General features: G+C 69.2%; 9 protein-coding genes. 3 read left to right on the top strand and 6 right to left on the bottom strand.

Annotated elements, in window-relative coordinates:
- Positions 1 to 102: 102 nt before the first annotated feature.
- Positions 103 to 2,259 (top strand): bifunctional 23S rRNA (guanine(2069)-N(7))-methyltransferase RlmK/23S rRNA (guanine(2445)-N(2))-methyltransferase RlmL, encoded by a 2,157-nt coding sequence (rlmKL, locus tag EPA99_RS11010; RefSeq protein WP_129471269.1) that lies wholly within the window; start codon positions 103 to 105, stop codon positions 2,257 to 2,259.
- Positions 2,260 to 2,331: 72 nt separating this feature from the next.
- Here rlmKL and EPA99_RS11005 read toward each other — a convergent pair whose 3' ends face one another.
- The 6 genes from EPA99_RS11005 to aptA all read right to left on the bottom strand — a co-directional run bounded on the left by EPA99_RS11005 (position 2,332) and on the right by aptA (position 12,551).
- Complete coding sequence (locus tag EPA99_RS11005) at positions 2,332 to 3,342, bottom strand: response regulator (protein WP_129471268.1); 1,011 nt, start codon at positions 3,340 to 3,342, stop codon at positions 2,332 to 2,334.
- A 15-nt stretch (positions 3,343 to 3,357) separates the two neighbouring features.
- Positions 3,358 to 7,848, bottom strand: a complete 4,491-nt coding sequence (locus EPA99_RS11000) for a PAS domain-containing hybrid sensor histidine kinase/response regulator (RefSeq protein ID WP_129471267.1) — start codon at positions 7,846 to 7,848, stop codon at positions 3,358 to 3,360.
- A 339-nt stretch (positions 7,849 to 8,187) separates the two neighbouring features.
- Positions 8,188 to 9,039 carry a cyclic di-GMP-binding domain-containing protein, MshE-related gene (locus tag EPA99_RS10995; RefSeq protein WP_129471266.1) on the bottom strand — a complete coding sequence of 284 codons (852 nt, stop codon included), beginning with the start codon at positions 9,037 to 9,039 and terminating at the stop codon, positions 8,188 to 8,190.
- A 43-nt stretch (positions 9,040 to 9,082) separates the two neighbouring features.
- Complete coding sequence (locus EPA99_RS10990) at positions 9,083 to 9,451, bottom strand: response regulator (RefSeq protein WP_129471265.1); 369 nt, start codon at positions 9,449 to 9,451, stop codon at positions 9,083 to 9,085.
- A gap of 355 nt (positions 9,452 to 9,806) precedes the next feature.
- Positions 9,807 to 11,099 carry a DUF445 domain-containing protein gene (locus EPA99_RS10985; protein ID WP_129471264.1) on the bottom strand — a complete coding sequence of 431 codons (1,293 nt, stop codon included), beginning with the start codon at positions 11,097 to 11,099 and terminating at the stop codon, positions 9,807 to 9,809.
- Between the two features lie 75 nt (positions 11,100 to 11,174).
- Positions 11,175 to 12,551 carry an omega-aminotransferase AptA gene (aptA, locus tag EPA99_RS10980; RefSeq protein ID WP_129471263.1) on the bottom strand — a complete coding sequence of 459 codons (1,377 nt, stop codon included), beginning with the start codon at positions 12,549 to 12,551 and terminating at the stop codon, positions 11,175 to 11,177.
- Positions 12,552 to 12,679: 128 nt separating this feature from the next.
- Between aptA and serB the strand changes: the two genes are divergently transcribed.
- Together serB and EPA99_RS10970 are read left to right on the top strand one after the other, a co-directional pair.
- The gene (serB, locus tag EPA99_RS10975; RefSeq protein WP_129471262.1) at positions 12,680 to 13,414 is read left to right on the top strand and encodes a phosphoserine phosphatase SerB; all 735 of its coding nucleotides are present in this window, start codon (positions 12,680 to 12,682) and stop codon (positions 13,412 to 13,414) included.
- 102 nt (positions 13,415 to 13,516) lie between these two features.
- A complete protein-coding gene (locus EPA99_RS10970) occupies positions 13,517 to 14,797 on the top strand; it encodes an MFS transporter (protein ID WP_129471261.1) in 1,281 nt (426 codons plus the stop codon).
- Positions 14,798 to 14,838 lie beyond the last annotated feature (41 nt).

Below are 14,838 nucleotides of genomic sequence, written 5' to 3'. Positions count from 1 at the left end.
GCGCCGAACGCGCGCCGCCTACGAGCGCCGCCAAGGCGCGCGGACCGGGCTTGAGGTTTTCTTCCCGTCATCAATCGGCCCGCGAGCCGTGAGGCACCCCCGTTGAACTTCTTCGTTTCCTGCGCCAAGGGTCTGGAATACCTGCTCGTCGACGAGCTGCTGGCCCTGGGCGCCACCCGCGCCACCGCCACCGTGTCCGGCGTCAATGCCGAGGGTGAGCTGCGCGATGCCCAGCGCATGGTGCTGTGGTCGCGCCTGGCCAGCCGCGTGCTGTGGCCGCTGGGAAGTTTCGAATGCGCCGACGATGCCGCGCTGTACGCGGGCGTGGCCGCCTTGCCCTGGGAGACCCATCTGGCCGCGGGCGATACCTTGTCGGTGGATGCGCATGTGTCCGGCCCCGCCATCACCCACGCGCGCTTCGCGGCGCAGCGGGTGAAGGATGCGGTGGTCGATCGCCTGCGCGGGCAGGGCATGGAGCGTCCCAACGTGGACACCGAGACGCCCGACCTGCGCCTGAACCTGTCCCTGCGCAAGGGCATCGCCACGGTTTCGGTGGACCTCAGCGGCGGGCCGATGCATCGCCGCGGCTGGCGCGCGCAGCAGAACGAGGCGCCGTTGAAGGAGAACCTGGCCGCGGCGGTGCTGCTGCGCGGTGGTTGGCCCAAGCGTTACCAGGACGGCGGGGCGCTGCTGGATCCGATGTGCGGCAGCGGCACGCTGCTGATCGAGGGCGCGCTGATGGCGGCCGATGTGGCGCCGGGTCTGCAACGGCATGGCAACCAGTTGCCCTCGCGCTGGACCGGGTTCGACCGCGCCGCCTGGCGCGAGCTGCACGCCGAGGCGGTCGCACGCGAGCGTGCCGGCCGCGCCGCGCTCAAGCCGGTGTTCTTCGGCAGCGATCTGTCGCGGGGCGCGATTCGCGCCAGCGAGGACAACGCCGTGCTGGCCGGGCTTGCCGGCCTGCTGCAGCTGCGGACTGGCGACATCGCCGACCTGCAGGCCCCGGCCAATGCCGAAGGCGCGCTCAGCCAGGGTCTGGTGGTGTGCAATCCGCCCTACGACGAGCGCCTGCAGGCTGATGCGGCGCTGTATCGCAGCATCGGCGATGGCCTGCGCAAGGCCGTGCCGCAGTGGGCCGCCAGCTTGCTGTGCGGCAGCGCGGAGCTGGCCTATGCCACCGGCCTGCGCGCCAGCAAGAAGTACCAGCTGTTCAACGGCGCCATCGAGTGCGCGCTGATCGTCTGCGACCCCGTGGCGCCGCCGCAGCGCGTGGCAAGCGAACCGCGCGCGCTCACCGAAGGCGCGCAGATGGTGGTCAATCGCCTGCGCAAGAACCAGCGCAAGCTCAAGAGCTGGCTGCAGCGCGAGGGCATCGGCTGCTATCGCATCTACGATGCCGACCTGCCCGAGTACGCCGCGGCCATCGATGTGTACACCGAGGAGGGCGGCGCCGCCCGCACCTTCCTGCATGTGCAGGAATACGCCGCGCCCAGCGAGATCCCGGAAGCCGATGTGCGCCGCCGTTTCAGCGAGCTGCTGACGGCCGTGCGCGAGGTGTTCCAGGTGCCCAAGGAACAGGTGGCCATCAAGTCCCGCGCCAAGGGCAAGGGCGGCAGCAAGTACGGTCGCTTCGACCAGCGCGGGGAGTTCATCACCGTGCGCGAGCACGGTGCGCTGCTGCGGGTGAACCTGTTCGATTACCTGGACACCGGGCTGTTCCTGGACCACCGCCCGCTGCGCGCGCGGATGGCGGACGAGGCGCGCGGCAAGCGGTTCCTCAACCTGTTCTGCTACACCGGCGTGGCCAGCGTCCAGGCCGCGGTGGCCGGCGCGGCCTCCACCACCAGCGTGGATTTGTCGGGCACCTACCTGCAGTGGTGCGCGGAGAACCTGGCGCTCAATGGTCACGGGGGCCAGCAGCACCAGCTGGTACAGGCCGATGCGGTGGCCTGGCTGGAGGCCGAGCGGCATCGCTTCGATGTGATCTTCTGCGACCCGCCGACCTTCTCCAATTCCGCCCGTGCCGAGGATTTCGACGTGCAGCGCGAGCAGCTGCGCCTGCTGCGCGCGGCCACGGCGCGGCTGGCCACCGGCGGGGTGCTGTACTTCTCCAACAACTTCCGCCGCTTCAAGCTGGACGAGGCCGGCGTGGCCGAGTTCGCGCGCTGCCAGGAGATCAGCGCGGCCACCATCCCGCAGGATTTCGAGCGCAACGCGCGCATCCATCGCGCGTGGCGGCTGACGCGCTTGATCGACTGAGCGGGCCGTAGCGCGCGGTTCGGAGGGCAAAATTGCGCGGGCGTCGGCGGCGCTGCGCCTGCGCGCGCACCCTTACTGTGGCAGCGGGTTCGCCTCGGACTGCTCGCGCGCGTCCCAGTAGGCCTTCAGCTCCAGGATGCGCGGCAGGATGTCGTGGAAGGTCCGCACCATACGTGCGTCCAGGTGGGTGCCTGCGCCCTCGTCCAGGGTCTGCAGGACCTTGTCCAGCGGCCAGGGCTCCTTGTACGGGCGGCGCACGCTGAGCGCGTCGAACACGTCCACCACCGCGATGATCCGGGCCGACTCGGGGATGGCCGCGCCAGCCAGCCCGTTGGGGTAGCCGCTGCCGTCCCAGCGCTCATGGTGGTTCAGCGAGATCTCCGCCGCCAGCTGGAACAGCGGAGCGGCTGACTGGCTGAGGATCTTGTGGCCGATGGAGGGATGCGTGCGCATCACCACCCATTCCTCTGGGGTGAGCGGGCCGGGTTTTTTGAGCACCGCGTCGGGAATGCCGATCTTGCCGGTGTCGTGCAGCGGCGCGGCCTGTTCCAGCAGGGCGGCGCGCTGCTCGTCCCAGCCCAGCGCAAGCGCCAGCGCACGCGCGTAGGCGCCGATGCGCCAGACATGGCTGCCGGTGTCGCTATCGTTGTAGTGGCCGGCGATGGACAGCATCTGGATCGCGTCGCGATAGCTCTGCTCCAGGGCCGAGGCCTGCACCAGCGACAGATGGGTGCGCACGCGTGCGCGCAGCACGTAGGCCGACACCGGTTTGGTGAGGTAATCCACGCCGCCTGCCTCGAAGCCCACGCGCTCGTCGGTGTCCTTGTTCAGGGCGGTGACGAAGATCACCGGGATGCGCGCCGTGCGCGGGTCCTGCTTGAGCTTGATGGCCACGCTGTAGCCGTCCATGTCCGGCATCTCCACGTCCATCAAGATCAGGGCCGGGTCGTGCTTGGCCACCGCCGCCAGGGCTTCGCCGCCGTTGCGGGCGAACACCAGGCGATGGTCGCCCTGGAGGATCTGGCGCAGCAACGCCAGGTTGTTGGGTTCGTCATCCACGCACAGGATGGGGCGCTGGGCCATGTTCCCTCGTCTTTCCTAGCGCCCGTGTCCGGGCGGGGCGGTGCCGTCGTGCTGGGCAATCCATTGCCGCACATCGGCTTCCGCCTCGCGGAAGGCGAAGGCGTCGACCTGGGCGTGCAGCGTTTCCAGGACCAACGCCGGGAGCAAGCCGTGCAGGCCATGCAGCTGCGCTTCCATTTCCGCCGGGTCGTCGCTGTCCAGGGCGTGCAGCAGTTGCTGCAGTGCGGTCAGCGCCTCCGGCGACAGGGCCGCGACCCAGTCGCCGGAGGCCTCACCCGGTTCCTCCAGCTCCGTCCCATCGGCGTAGGCGGCGATGGCCGCGTGCGCCTGCGCGGTGGCGTGCTCCAGCACATCCAGCAGCTCGGAGACGTCGTTGTCGCCATACAGCGCCTCCTCGATCCGGCCCGCCACGCGGCTGAGCCGCAGCAGGGCCAGGGAGGCGGTGGCGCCACGCATCTTGTGCACGAAGGAGATCGCGGGGGATCGATCTCCCTGCTGGACCAGCTGGCGCAGGATCGGGGCCGGGGCGTGATAGTCACGCAGGAACCGCAACAGGTAGCGCTTGTAGGGAGCTTCCTCGCCCCATTGCTCAAGGCCGCGCTGGGTGTCCAGCACCGGCGTGTCCGACAGGTCCGGCGCATGCACGGTGATGGCCGGCACCGCGGCGGTGATCTCCGCGGTGGGGTCCAGCCGCGAGCTCGAGCTCAGCGCCGGGGCCAGCCGCTGGATCGCCTCGATCAGCTGCTGCACGTCGAAGGGCTTGGCCACAAAGCCGCTCATGCCGCTGGCCACGGCCGCGTCCTGTTGCTGGCGGAAGGCGCCGGCGGTCAGCGCGATCACCGGCAGGTGGCTCATCTGCGGCGACGCGCGGATCACGCGCGTGGCCTGGTAGCCATCCATCACCGGCATCTGCACGTCCATCAGCACCACGTCGAAGCGCGACGGATCGGTCTCGATCAGCTTGATCGCTTCCTCGCCGTTCTCGGCCAGCTCGGCGCTGGCGCCCTCGCTCTCCAGGATGCGCTGGGCCACCTCGCGGTTGTACTCGCTGTCATCGACCACCAGCAGGCGCAGCCCGCCCAGGCGCTTGCTGTCCGGGCCGCGCAGGCGCGGCGCTTCGCGCCGGCCCATGGCCTCGCCCAGGGCGTTGAACAAGGAGGAACTGGTGGCCGGCTTGGTGAGCACCGCATCGACCAGGCCGCCGGGCATCTTCTCGTCCAGCAGATTGCGCTCGTAGGAGGTCACCATGATGATCACCGGCTCGCGCCCGTTGCCCTGGCGCGCGCGCAGGGCACTGGCCAGGGCAATGCCGTCCATGCCGGGCATGCGCCAGTCCAGCACGTAGGCATCGAACGGGCTGGTGCCGGCATCGGCCTCGGACAGCAGGTCCAGCGCCGCCTGCGCACTGGGCGCATCAACCGCGCTCCAGCCGAAGCCTTCGATGATGTGCACCAGGTTGCGGCGCACCAGGTCGTGGTCGTCCACCACCAGCACGCGCTTGGGATCCTCGGTGGACACGGCCGGGGCGGTGCCCTCGCTCAGCCCGAAGGAGATGGCGAAGTAGAACTCGCTGCCGCGGCCGGGCGCGCTGTAGACCTGCAGCTCGCCGCCCATCAGCTCCACCAGCCGGCGGCTGATGGTCAGGCCCAGGCCACTGCCGCCGAAGCGTCGGGTGGTGGAGGTGTCGGCCTGATGAAATGGCGAGAAGATCAGGTCCTGCTTTTCCTTGGGGATGCCGATGCCGGTATCGCGCACGGAGAACAGCAGCTTGACCTTGCCCGGCGACTCGCTGCGGAACTTGCGCACCGACAGCACGATCTCGCCGCGGTCGGTGAACTTGATCGCATTGCCCACCAGGTTGATCAGCACCTGGCTCAGGCGCAGCGAGTCGCCCAGCAGCCAGCGCGCGCCATCGGGCGGGGCCTCCACCACCATTTCCACCGGCTTGACGCTGACCGCCGAGGTCATCAGCGTGGCGATGTTCTCCAGCAGTTCGCCCAGGTCGAAGGCGGTGTTCTCCAGGTCGATCCGCCCCGACTCGATCTTGGAGAAGTCCAGCACGTCGTTGATGATGGACAGCAGGGCGCGCGCGGAGATGTCGATCTTGCGGGTCATCTCGCGCACGGGCGGGGAAAGCTCGCCGCGTTCGAGCAGGTACAGCATGCCCAGGATGGCGTTCATCGGCGTGCGGATCTCATGGCTCATGTTGGCCAGGAAATCGCTCTTGGAGCGGTTGGCCGCCTCGGCCGCGCTGATCGCCTGGCGCAGGGCTTCCTCGTGCTGCTTGCGCTCGGTCAGGTCCAGGCCCATGCCGAGGAAGCCGATCACCTGCTCGTGCTCGTCGCGCAGCGTGCTGATGGTCAACAGCAGCGGGATGCGCCGCCCGTCCTTGGCGATGTGGGTCCACTCCTCGGTGACGCTGCGCCCCGTGCCCGCGCCGGAAACGACCGTCTCGAAGAAGTTCATCGGCTGCGCCGGATCCTGCGCCAGCGGGCCGGCGCGCTCGCGCAGCTCTTCCGGATCCAGCAGCACGTCCACGCCCTTCCTGCCCAGCAGCTCGGCGGCGCTGTAGCCGAGCATCTTTTCAGCGGCGGGGTTGAACAGGGTGATGCGACCGGCGCTGTCCGAGGCGATGATGGCGTAGCCGGCATGGGAGGTGATCGCGCGCTGCAGGGTGCTGGTGGCCACCAGCTGGCGCGTGCGCTCGGCCACCTGCTGTTCCAGCGTGGCGTTGAGCTGGTGGATCTCGTACTCGGCGCGCTTGCGCTCGGAGATGTCGGTGATGGTCGCCAGGATCTGGGCATGACCGTCCGCACGCATCGGGCTCAGTCCGATCTCCACCGGGATCTGGCTCAGGTCCTCACGGGCGATGTAGACATCGCTGCCCAGCGAGACCGGCGGCGAGTCGGGCGACTGCACCAGCTCCTGCATCGCCTGCTGCTGGGCCGCATGCAGGTCCGTCGGCAGCAGGCTGGTGAGCGGCAGGCCGACCAGGGCCGGGCGCGGACGGCCGAACAGTTCCTCGGCGCGCCGGTTGGCCTGCTGGATCACGCTGTCGGCATCGAGCACCAGCAGCGCGCTGGGCGAAGCTTCCACCACGATCCCGAACTGTTCCTCGGCCTGCAGCTGGCGCGAGAGGTCGTGGAAGAAATGCGAGGTGCCCACGCGCTGGCCCTGGCGGTTCAGCAGCGGCGACTGGGTGGTGAGCATGCGCGCGCGGTGACCATCGCGGTGGCGCAGGCTGACCTTGCGGGCGCCGCCCTCATCGCGCACCGCGTCCGTGCCGGCCTCGGCGAGCCCTTCGCCGATCAGCCGCTGCATCGACTGGCCCACCGCTTCTTCGGCGGTATAGCCAAAGGCGCGCTCGGCGGCGGGATTCCAGTGGGTGATGATGCCCTGGGCTTCCTCGGTGATGATGGCTTCGCTGGAGCTCTGCACCATGGCCCCCAGGCGCGCCTGCGCCGCCAGGATCTGCTGGCTGCGCTGGCGGCCGATGCCCACCGCATAGGCCAGGCCGGACAGCAGCAGCGTCACCAGCAGCACCGAGCCGCCCGCGATCCAGGGCGAGATCTGGTTGAGCGAGCGCAGGAACTCCGGGGTCGCCTGCACCGTCAATAACCAGCGGCGGCCGTAGACGTCCAGCTCGCGGCTGTTCTTCAGGCGCGAGGACTTGCCCGCGGGCGCGAAGCTGCCGCTTTCGAAGAACGGGGTGTCGCGGCTGGCCGCATCGACGATGCGCAGCGCGTAGTCGGCGTGGTCTTCGTCGAAGCTCTGCAGCACTTCGCGGATGCGCAGCGGCGCATAGGTCCAGCCGATCGTGGCGGCGATGCGCTCGGCCGGCGTGGCAACGGGCGCGCCGTTGCGATAGACCGGCAGCAGCAACAGGAAGTCCTGGCGCGCCGTGCCGTTCTCGTACAGCGCGATGGGATGGGTGAGCACGGCCTGGCCGCTCTGCGCGGCGCGCTCGGCCGCTTCGCGCCGCACGGGGTTGGAGGCGATATCCAGCCCTAATGCCGGGGAGTTGGGGCCCTGCGGTTCGATGTAGAGGATGACGTAACGGTCGCCCGGGTGCGGCGCGAACTGGCGCACGCTGAAATCGGCGATGCCATCGGCCCGGGCCTGGGCCACGAAGGCCGCTTCCTCGGCCTGCGGCACCCGCCGGATGTAGCCGAACCCGCGCGAGCCGGGAAACTCACGCGGATAATCGCGCGAGCGGCTGTAGGCGACGAACCGCTCGCGGATGGCGTCTTCGCCGCCGGCGGTCATCACCGCGCCGCGCGCGCCGCGCAGGCCGTGCTCGTACATCTCCATGCGCTGTTGCAGGGCGCCCACCACGTCATCGGTGAGCTGGGCGAAGCGGTCCTGTTGTTCGGTGACGTTGTGCCGCTGCAGCGACAGGGCGATCAGCACCGCCGCGATGAGTCCGGCGACCAGCAGCCAGGCGGCGTTGCGGGCCGGGGACAGCATGACCCCATCCAGGATGGGTGTGGTGTCCGAGGTGGACATTACCTGTGTTTCTCCCCTGTCCCAACCGATGGCCGGTGCTGCGTGCGCAGCAGGGAGGCATGTCCATCCGTGGCGGTGAGGCCACGCGCATCCCCCCCGCGGCACAGCGGCGCCTGACCATGGTGGGCACGTTGCCGTTGCAGTGCTTCGTCGCGGCCGCGGCACGCTGGATCAGCATGCTGCGTTCACGTTTCGAGTCTGCAACCGGCTCGGGTGAAAGCGAAGTGGACGCCGACGCCGGAGCGAAAAACTGTGAAGGCCTCCCCAACAAAAACGGCTCGCCAACAAGAATTGTTGGCGAGCCGAGTTCATGCAGCCGTTGGCGCGTGCGGAATGGCGCTAGCGGCAGACCAGCAGCGCGAAGTCGCCCAGCTGGGAGCTCATCCCAATGGCCAGCGCGCACGGCGAGGCGCCCATGGCCTGGGCCAGCGGCGTGCGGGTTTCGGGCGGGAAGGCCCGGTACTGGGCATCGTCGGACAAGGCATCGCGCACCACGTAGCCCATCAGCACGTTGACCACCTCACCCAGGGCATCCAGGGCCAGTTCGTCGTCGCATTTTTCCTGCGGGATCGACAGGAACGCCGTGGCCAGCCGCGTGGCCGTGTCCGCCGTGCAGGCCAGGCCCACGGCCATCGGCTGGTCGGCTTGGATGCGCACCAGCGCGCCGACCGGGTAGGCCGCAAGCGCCTGCGGTGAGTCCAGCGCCTGCGCCGGCTGGCACTGGCTGCCGAACAGGCGCGGGAACAGCCGCACGCTGGTGTTGATGGCGCTGGCGGCCAGGTCCGAGAGCGGGTGGGCGCTGACGGTCTCGCCCAGGGCGCGCGCGGCGTCCTCCTGCTCCTGGCGATGGGCAGCCAGCTCGGTCTCCAGGCGGGCACGGTCCAGCGTGTGCTGTTCCACCAGGATCTCGCCGAACAGCTTGCGCTGGGCCTTCTGCGCGGCCAGCAGCTCGCCGAGCTGGGTGCTGTCCAGCAGGCCCATGTCCTCGGCGATATCGCCGAAGCGACGGTCCTCCACGCGCTGCCGCTCGTTGACGCGTTTGGCCTGGGCGGCGGTCAGCAGGCCGCGCTGCTGGGCCAGCTCGCCCAGGGTGGGATTGGACGCACGCTGCGCGTCCAGCGCGTCCAGCAGCTGCTGGGCGCTGATGACGCCTTTTTCCAGCAGGAACTGGCCGAAGAATTTTGCTGCCATGGGAATCCTCGATCGATGCCAGGGGAGTGGAGCGCGGATGGCCTCAGGCCAGCACGCCCAGCAGGATCCGCTCCATGTCCGCCGGATCGATGGGTTTTTGCAAATAGGATTTGGCGCCCAGGCGCAAACATTCCTCGATGTCGCTCTGTGCCCCGAGCGAGCTGAGGATCACCACGCGCGCCTCCGGATCCGCGGCCAGGATGCCGCTCAAGCCCTGCTTGCCATCGCACTCGGGCATCACCAGGTCCATCAGCACTAGGTCGGGCGAAAGTTCGCGATAGCGCTCGATGGCCTGGCGACCGTTGCCGGCTTCGCCGACCACGTCGAATCCGGCATCGGTCAGCTGCTGCGTTGCCAGCATGCGCAGGGCCCGCGAGTCGTCGCAGAGCAGCACAGTGGGACGGGTGGACATGACGCGTCTCCTTGTCGATGGGTGCCGCCGGCTGCGGTGGCCTCTCAGATGCGTATCGGCCAGGGCGAGGGATTCTTTAGGGCGAGGAGTGAGCAAAGGCCAGGAGTGAGCGAAGGCTAGGAGTGAGCAAAGGCTAGGAGTGAGCGCAGAGGAGTGAGGAGTGAGCGAAGGCGGGGAGTGCGCTAAGGCGAGGAGTGGGGGGAAGCAAGCGGTGGATGCTGCGCTGCGAGGATCGACGCAAATCAGAGCGGCACGATACGCGCCGTTGCTTTTACTCACTCCTCACTCCTCTGCGCTCACTCCTAGCCTCCACTCACTCCTCACTCCTCTGCGCTCACTCCTCGCTCTTCGGCTTCTAGCGTCCCAGCCAAACGCTGCCCGCGTGCAGCAGCAGGCCGATCAGGCCGCCGACCAGGGTGCCGTTGAAGCGGATGTACTGCAGGTCGCGGCCCACGCCCAGTTCTAGTTGCTCCACCAGGTGGCGCTCGTCCCAGCCCTTGACCGTCTGCGCGATGTGTTCGGTCACGCCGCTGCGCAGGCGCGTGGTGAGCTTTTCCGCGGCGCTGAGCATGTGCTCGTTCAATGCCGCGCGCAGGGCGGGGTCGCGTTCCAGCGATTGTCCCAGCGACACCAGGCTGTTCTCCAGGTGGGCCGACAGCCGCGAATCGGTCCGCGAGAGGTCCTCGCGCAGGGCCTGGTGGATCTGGTCCCACAAGCCCTGCACATAGGTCTGCACGGCGGGATGGTCGATGACGCGCTGCTTGATGCCTTCGATGCGCTCGGCCAGGGCCGGGTCCTCGCGCAGGCGCTCGATGTAGCGCGCCACCGCCTGTTCGTAGTCCTGCCGCAAGGGATGCTGGCGATCGCCCAACACCTGCTGCAGCTCTTCCAGCGCGGCCCGCGCCAGACGCTCGGCCAGGCTGTCGCCGATCTCCTCGATCGGCTTGATCCAGTCCACCGTGCCCACCAGCTTGGGCCACTCGCGCCGCGCATAGCGCACGATCAGCATGGAGGCGCGGGCCTTGATGCGCTCATCGTCCAGCCACCGCGCGATGCGCTCCAGGGCCTCGTCCAGCAGCACGTGGTGGCGGCCGTCGGCGGTCAGCAGCCCCAGGACCTCGCCAGCGGTGCCGGCGGCGTTCCAGCCGCGCAGCCGGGTGACGACGAAGCGCAGGATCGCGCGCCGCACGGCTTTCTCGTCCAGCAGGTCCAGCGCCTGCAGCGCCCAGCCGCGCGCCATGTCGGCCAGCCGGCGGGCCTGCTCGGGCTGGGCCAGCCAATGGCCCAGGCGCGTGGCCGGGTCGAAGACCTGCAGCTTGGACATCAGGGCGTCCGGGGCCAGGAACTGGTCGCGCACGAACACCGCCAGCCCGTCGGCCAGCCGGTCCTTGCCGCGCGGCAGGATGGCGGTGTGCGGGATCGGCAGCCCCAGCGGGCGCCGGAACAGCGCCACCACCGCGAACCAGTCGGCCATGGCGCCGACCGCGGCAGCCTCGCAGAAGGCCGCCACCCAGGCCCAGATGCCGTGCTGGCCCATCAGGTGGCTCAGCACGAAGCCGGCCAGCATCAGCAACAGCAGGCCGGTGGCCAGGGCCTTCATGCGTCGCAGTTGCGCGTGGCGTGGATCTTGTTGCGGCGAAGCATTCATTGCGTCGAGTGTAGCGGCAGGCCGTGATGCCCACCGCGACGGCGCGGACGCGTCCGCGGTCAGGCGGCGCGCGGCTCAGTCGAGCTTGGGGATGATCTCGGCCAGGGTGTTGAAGATGCGGTCGATGTGCGCTTTCTCCACGATCAGCGGGGGCGACAGCGCCAGCACGTCGCCGGTGATGCGGGTGAGCATCTGGCCCTCGTTGAAGGCGCGGGTGAAGGCCTCAAAGCCGCGCGCGCCCGGGTGGGCATCCGGGCGCGGGGCGAATTCCACCGCGCCGATCAGGCCGAAGTTGCGCACATCGACCACATGCGGCAGGCCCTTGAGCGAGTGCAGCCCGGCCTGCCAGTAGTCGCCCAGTTCGATGGCCTTCTCGAACAGGTTCTCCTCGGCGTAGGTGTCCAGGGTCGCCAGCGCGGCGGCGCAGGCCAGCGGATGGCCGGAGTAGGTGTAGCCGTGGAACAGGTCGATGACGTTGTCCGGCCCCTGCATGAAGGTCTCGAAGATGCCGTCGCTGACCAGCACCGCGCCCATCGGCACGCAGCCGTTGGTCAGGCCCTTGGCCGTGGTCATCAGGTCGGGGGTGACCCCGAAACGCTGCGAGGCGAAGGCCTTGCCGACCCGGCCGAAGCCGGTGATGACCTCGTCGAAGATCAGCAGCACGCCGTGCTTGTCGCAGAGCTGGCGGATGCGCTGGAGATAGCCTTGCGGCGGCAGGATCACCCCGGCCGAGCCGCTGATCGGCTCGATGATCACCGCGGCGATGGTGGAGGCGTCATGCAGGGTGATCAGGCGCTCCAGCTCCTCGGCCCACTCCACGCCATGGACCGGCAGGCCCTTGGAGAACGCGTTGCGTTCCAGGTCCAGGGTGTGGCGCAGGTGGTCCACGCCGGGCAGCCCGGGCCCGAACCACTTGCGGTTGTTGGGCAGGCCGCCCACGGAAATGCCGCCGAAGCCGACCCCGTGGTAGGCCTTCTCGCGGCCGATGAAGCGCGTGCGTTGGCCCTGCCCGCGCACGCGGTGGTAGGCCAGGGCGATCTTCATCGCCGAGTCCACCGACTCGGAGCCGGAATTGGTGAAGAACACGTGGTTCAGATCGACCGGCGCCAGCTCCGCCAGGCGCTCGGCCAGTTTGAACGGCAGCGGCGAGGCCATGGCGAAATTGGGCGCGAAGTCCAGGGTGCCGACCTGCTGGCGGATGGCCTCGACGATGCGCGGCCGCGCGTGGCCGGCGTTGACGCACCACAGCCCGGCGCAGGCATCCAGGATCTGGCGGCCTTCGATGTCGGTGTAGTACATGCCCGAGGCGCTGGCCAGCAGGCGCGGTCTGGCCTTGAACGCCTTGTTGGCGGTGAAGGGCAGCCAGAACGCGTCCAGGTTGTCCGGCGCCTGCGCGGCCTGCTCGGCGTAGTAGTCCGCCAGCGATGGCGAGGGAGTGGACTCGGCGCTCATGCGCGGCTCCGGCAGTGCAGAAGGAAGCGCCAAGGGTAACGCCTGCCTGCCCGCACCGGCCTGGATGCGTGGCTGCGGCCCCTGCAAGCGGCTATGCTGGCGCGCCCCGTTGCCAGCGCTTCCACCGCATGCGCGATCTGCTCCCCGTCCAGCCCGACCTGCTGCCGCCCGGCCTGTTCCTGCGCCAGGGCGTGGCCCCGCGCCCACTGCCGGACTATCGCCTGATCGCCTTCGACATGGACTCGACCTTGATCGACATCGAGTGCATCGACGAGATCGCCGAGGCGGTGGGCAAGAAGGCGGAAGTGGCGGCGATCACCGAGGCCACCATGCGCGGGGACATCCCTGATTTCCGGCAGAGCCTGCTGGCGCGCGTGGCGCTGCTGCAAGGCGTGCCGGTGCAGGCGCTGCAGGCGGTGTACGACACGCGGCTGCAGCTCAACCCCGGCGCTGAGGCGCTGGTGGGGGCCTGCCGCCAGGCGGGTTTGAAAGTGCTGCTGGTCTCCGGCGGCTTCACCTTCTTCGCCGAGCGCCTGCGCCAGCGGCTGGGCCTGGATTTCGTGCGCTCCAACCTGCTGGAGATCGAGCACGGCCAGCTGACCGGGCGCGTCGTGCCGCAGGCCTGGGGCGATGTCTGCGATGGCGCGGTCAAGCGGGCCACGCTGCTGGACGTGGCCTCGCTGCTGGGCGTGGCGCCCACCGCGACGATCGCCGTGGGCGATGGTTCCAACGACATCCCGATGATGCAGGCAGCCGGTCTTTCCGTGGCTTACCACGCCAAGGCCCGGGTGCGCGAACAGGCCGACGTGGCGATCGACGCAGGTGGCCTGGACCGGCTCCTGCAGGTGTTGCCCAGGCCCTGAGCGTACGCGCGCGCCGCGCTGGTCACCGCTGCAACCAATCCTTCGCCGCGCCGGCAAACGTGCCAGAATCGCCCGGCTTTACCGGATGGGTTGTTCCTCACGATGTCCACTGCCGCCGCCCCCGCCCCCGTGAACTCGCCGGCCCGCGTGCTGCTGGCCAGCCTGATCGGCACCACGATCGAGTTCTTCGATTTCTACATCTACGCCACGGCGGCGGTGCTGGTGTTTCCGCATCTGTTCTTTCCGCCGGGCGATGACACCGCCGCCACGCTGTCTTCGCTGGCGACCTTTGCGGTGGCCTTCGTCGCCCGGCCGGTGGGCTCGGCCCTGTTCGGCCATTTCGGCGACCGCACCGGGCGCAAGGCCACGCTGGTGGCCGCGCTGCTGACCATGGGCATTTCCACGGTGCTGATCGGCCTGCTGCCGTCCTACCAGAGCATCGGCGTGATGGCGCCGGTGCTGTTGACCCTGTGCCGGTTCGGCCAGGGCCTGGGGCTGGGCGGCGAGTGGGGCGGGGCGGTGCTGCTGGCCACGGAGAACGCACCGCCCGGCAAGCGCGCCTGGTACGGCATGTTCCCGCAGCTGGGCGCGCCGCTGGGGTTCTTCCTGTCGGCCAGTTCGTTTCTGCTGCTGGGTGCGGTGATGAGCAACGCGCAATTCCTAGCCTGGGGCTGGCGGCTGCCCTTCATCGCCAGTGCGCTGCTGGTGGGGGTGGGGCTGTGGGTCCGCCTGAAGATCCACGAGACGCCGGACTTCCAGCGGGCGCTGGATCGCAACACCCGCGTGCGCCTGCCGTTGCGGACGGTGTTCACCCGGCACGCCGGGCCGGTGGTGATCGGCACGCTGGGGGCCTTCGCCACCTTCGTGCTGTTCTACCTGATGACGGTGTTCGCCCTGGGCTACGGCACCACCACACTGCAGTACAGCCGTGGGCAGTTCCTGCTGCTGCAGCTGGTGGGCATCCTGTTCTTCGCTGCCGGCATTCCCATTTCCGCGCGCTACGGCGACAAGCGCAACACGCGCACGGCGATGATGTGGGCCAGCCTGGCGATCTTCTGCTTCGGCCTGGTCATGTCCAGGTTGTTCCTGGCCGGCCAACCCATGATGGTGCTGGCCTTCCTGTCGCTGGGCTTCTTCGCCATGGGCCTGACCTACGGCCCGGTGGGCACGCTGCTGGCCGAGCTGTATCCCACCGAGGTGCGCTACACCGGCTCGTCGCTGTCGTTCAACTTCGCCAGCATCGTCGGCGCCGCGCCGGCGCCTTACGTGGCGACCTGGCTGGCCGCTCGCTACGGCCTGGCCTCGGTGGGCTGGTATCTGTCGGCCGCCGCGGTGTTGACCTTGCTGGCGCTGTCGCTGGTTCGGCCCGCCAGGGCCAGTTGAGGCCGAAGCACGGCCGGGCCAGGTGGGCTGCGAAGCAACAA

The organism is Pseudoxanthomonas composti, from assembly GCF_004122095.1.
GTDB classification, from domain to species: domain Bacteria; phylum Pseudomonadota; class Gammaproteobacteria; order Xanthomonadales; family Xanthomonadaceae; genus Pseudoxanthomonas_A; species Pseudoxanthomonas_A composti.
Note: the sequence above shows the minus strand (reverse complement) of the source record. Positions and strands in the feature narration are given on the sequence as shown.

What these genes read in the sequence shown, in the direction of transcription:
- EPA99_RS11005 (WP_129471268.1), bottom strand. Translation starts at nt 3,342, where the DNA reads ATGGCCCAGCGCCCCATCCTGTGCGTGGATGACGAACCCAACAACCTG.
- EPA99_RS11000 (WP_129471267.1), bottom strand. Translation starts at nt 7,848, where the DNA reads ATGTCCACCTCGGACACCACACCCATCCTGGATGGGGTCATGCTGTCC.
- EPA99_RS10995 (WP_129471266.1), bottom strand. Translation starts at nt 9,039, where the DNA reads ATGGCAGCAAAATTCTTCGGCCAGTTCCTGCTGGAAAAAGGCGTCATC.
- EPA99_RS10990 (WP_129471265.1), bottom strand. Translation starts at nt 9,451, where the DNA reads ATGTCCACCCGTCCCACTGTGCTGCTCTGCGACGACTCGCGGGCCCTG.
- EPA99_RS10985 (WP_129471264.1), bottom strand. Translation starts at nt 11,099, where the DNA reads ATGAATGCTTCGCCGCAACAAGATCCACGCCACGCGCAACTGCGACGC.
- aptA (WP_129471263.1), bottom strand. Translation starts at nt 12,551, where the DNA reads ATGAGCGCCGAGTCCACTCCCTCGCCATCGCTGGCGGACTACTACGCC.
- serB (WP_129471262.1), top strand. Translation starts at nt 12,680, where the DNA reads ATGCGCGATCTGCTCCCCGTCCAGCCCGACCTGCTGCCGCCCGGCCTG.
- EPA99_RS10970 (WP_129471261.1), top strand. Translation starts at nt 13,517, where the DNA reads ATGTCCACTGCCGCCGCCCCCGCCCCCGTGAACTCGCCGGCCCGCGTG.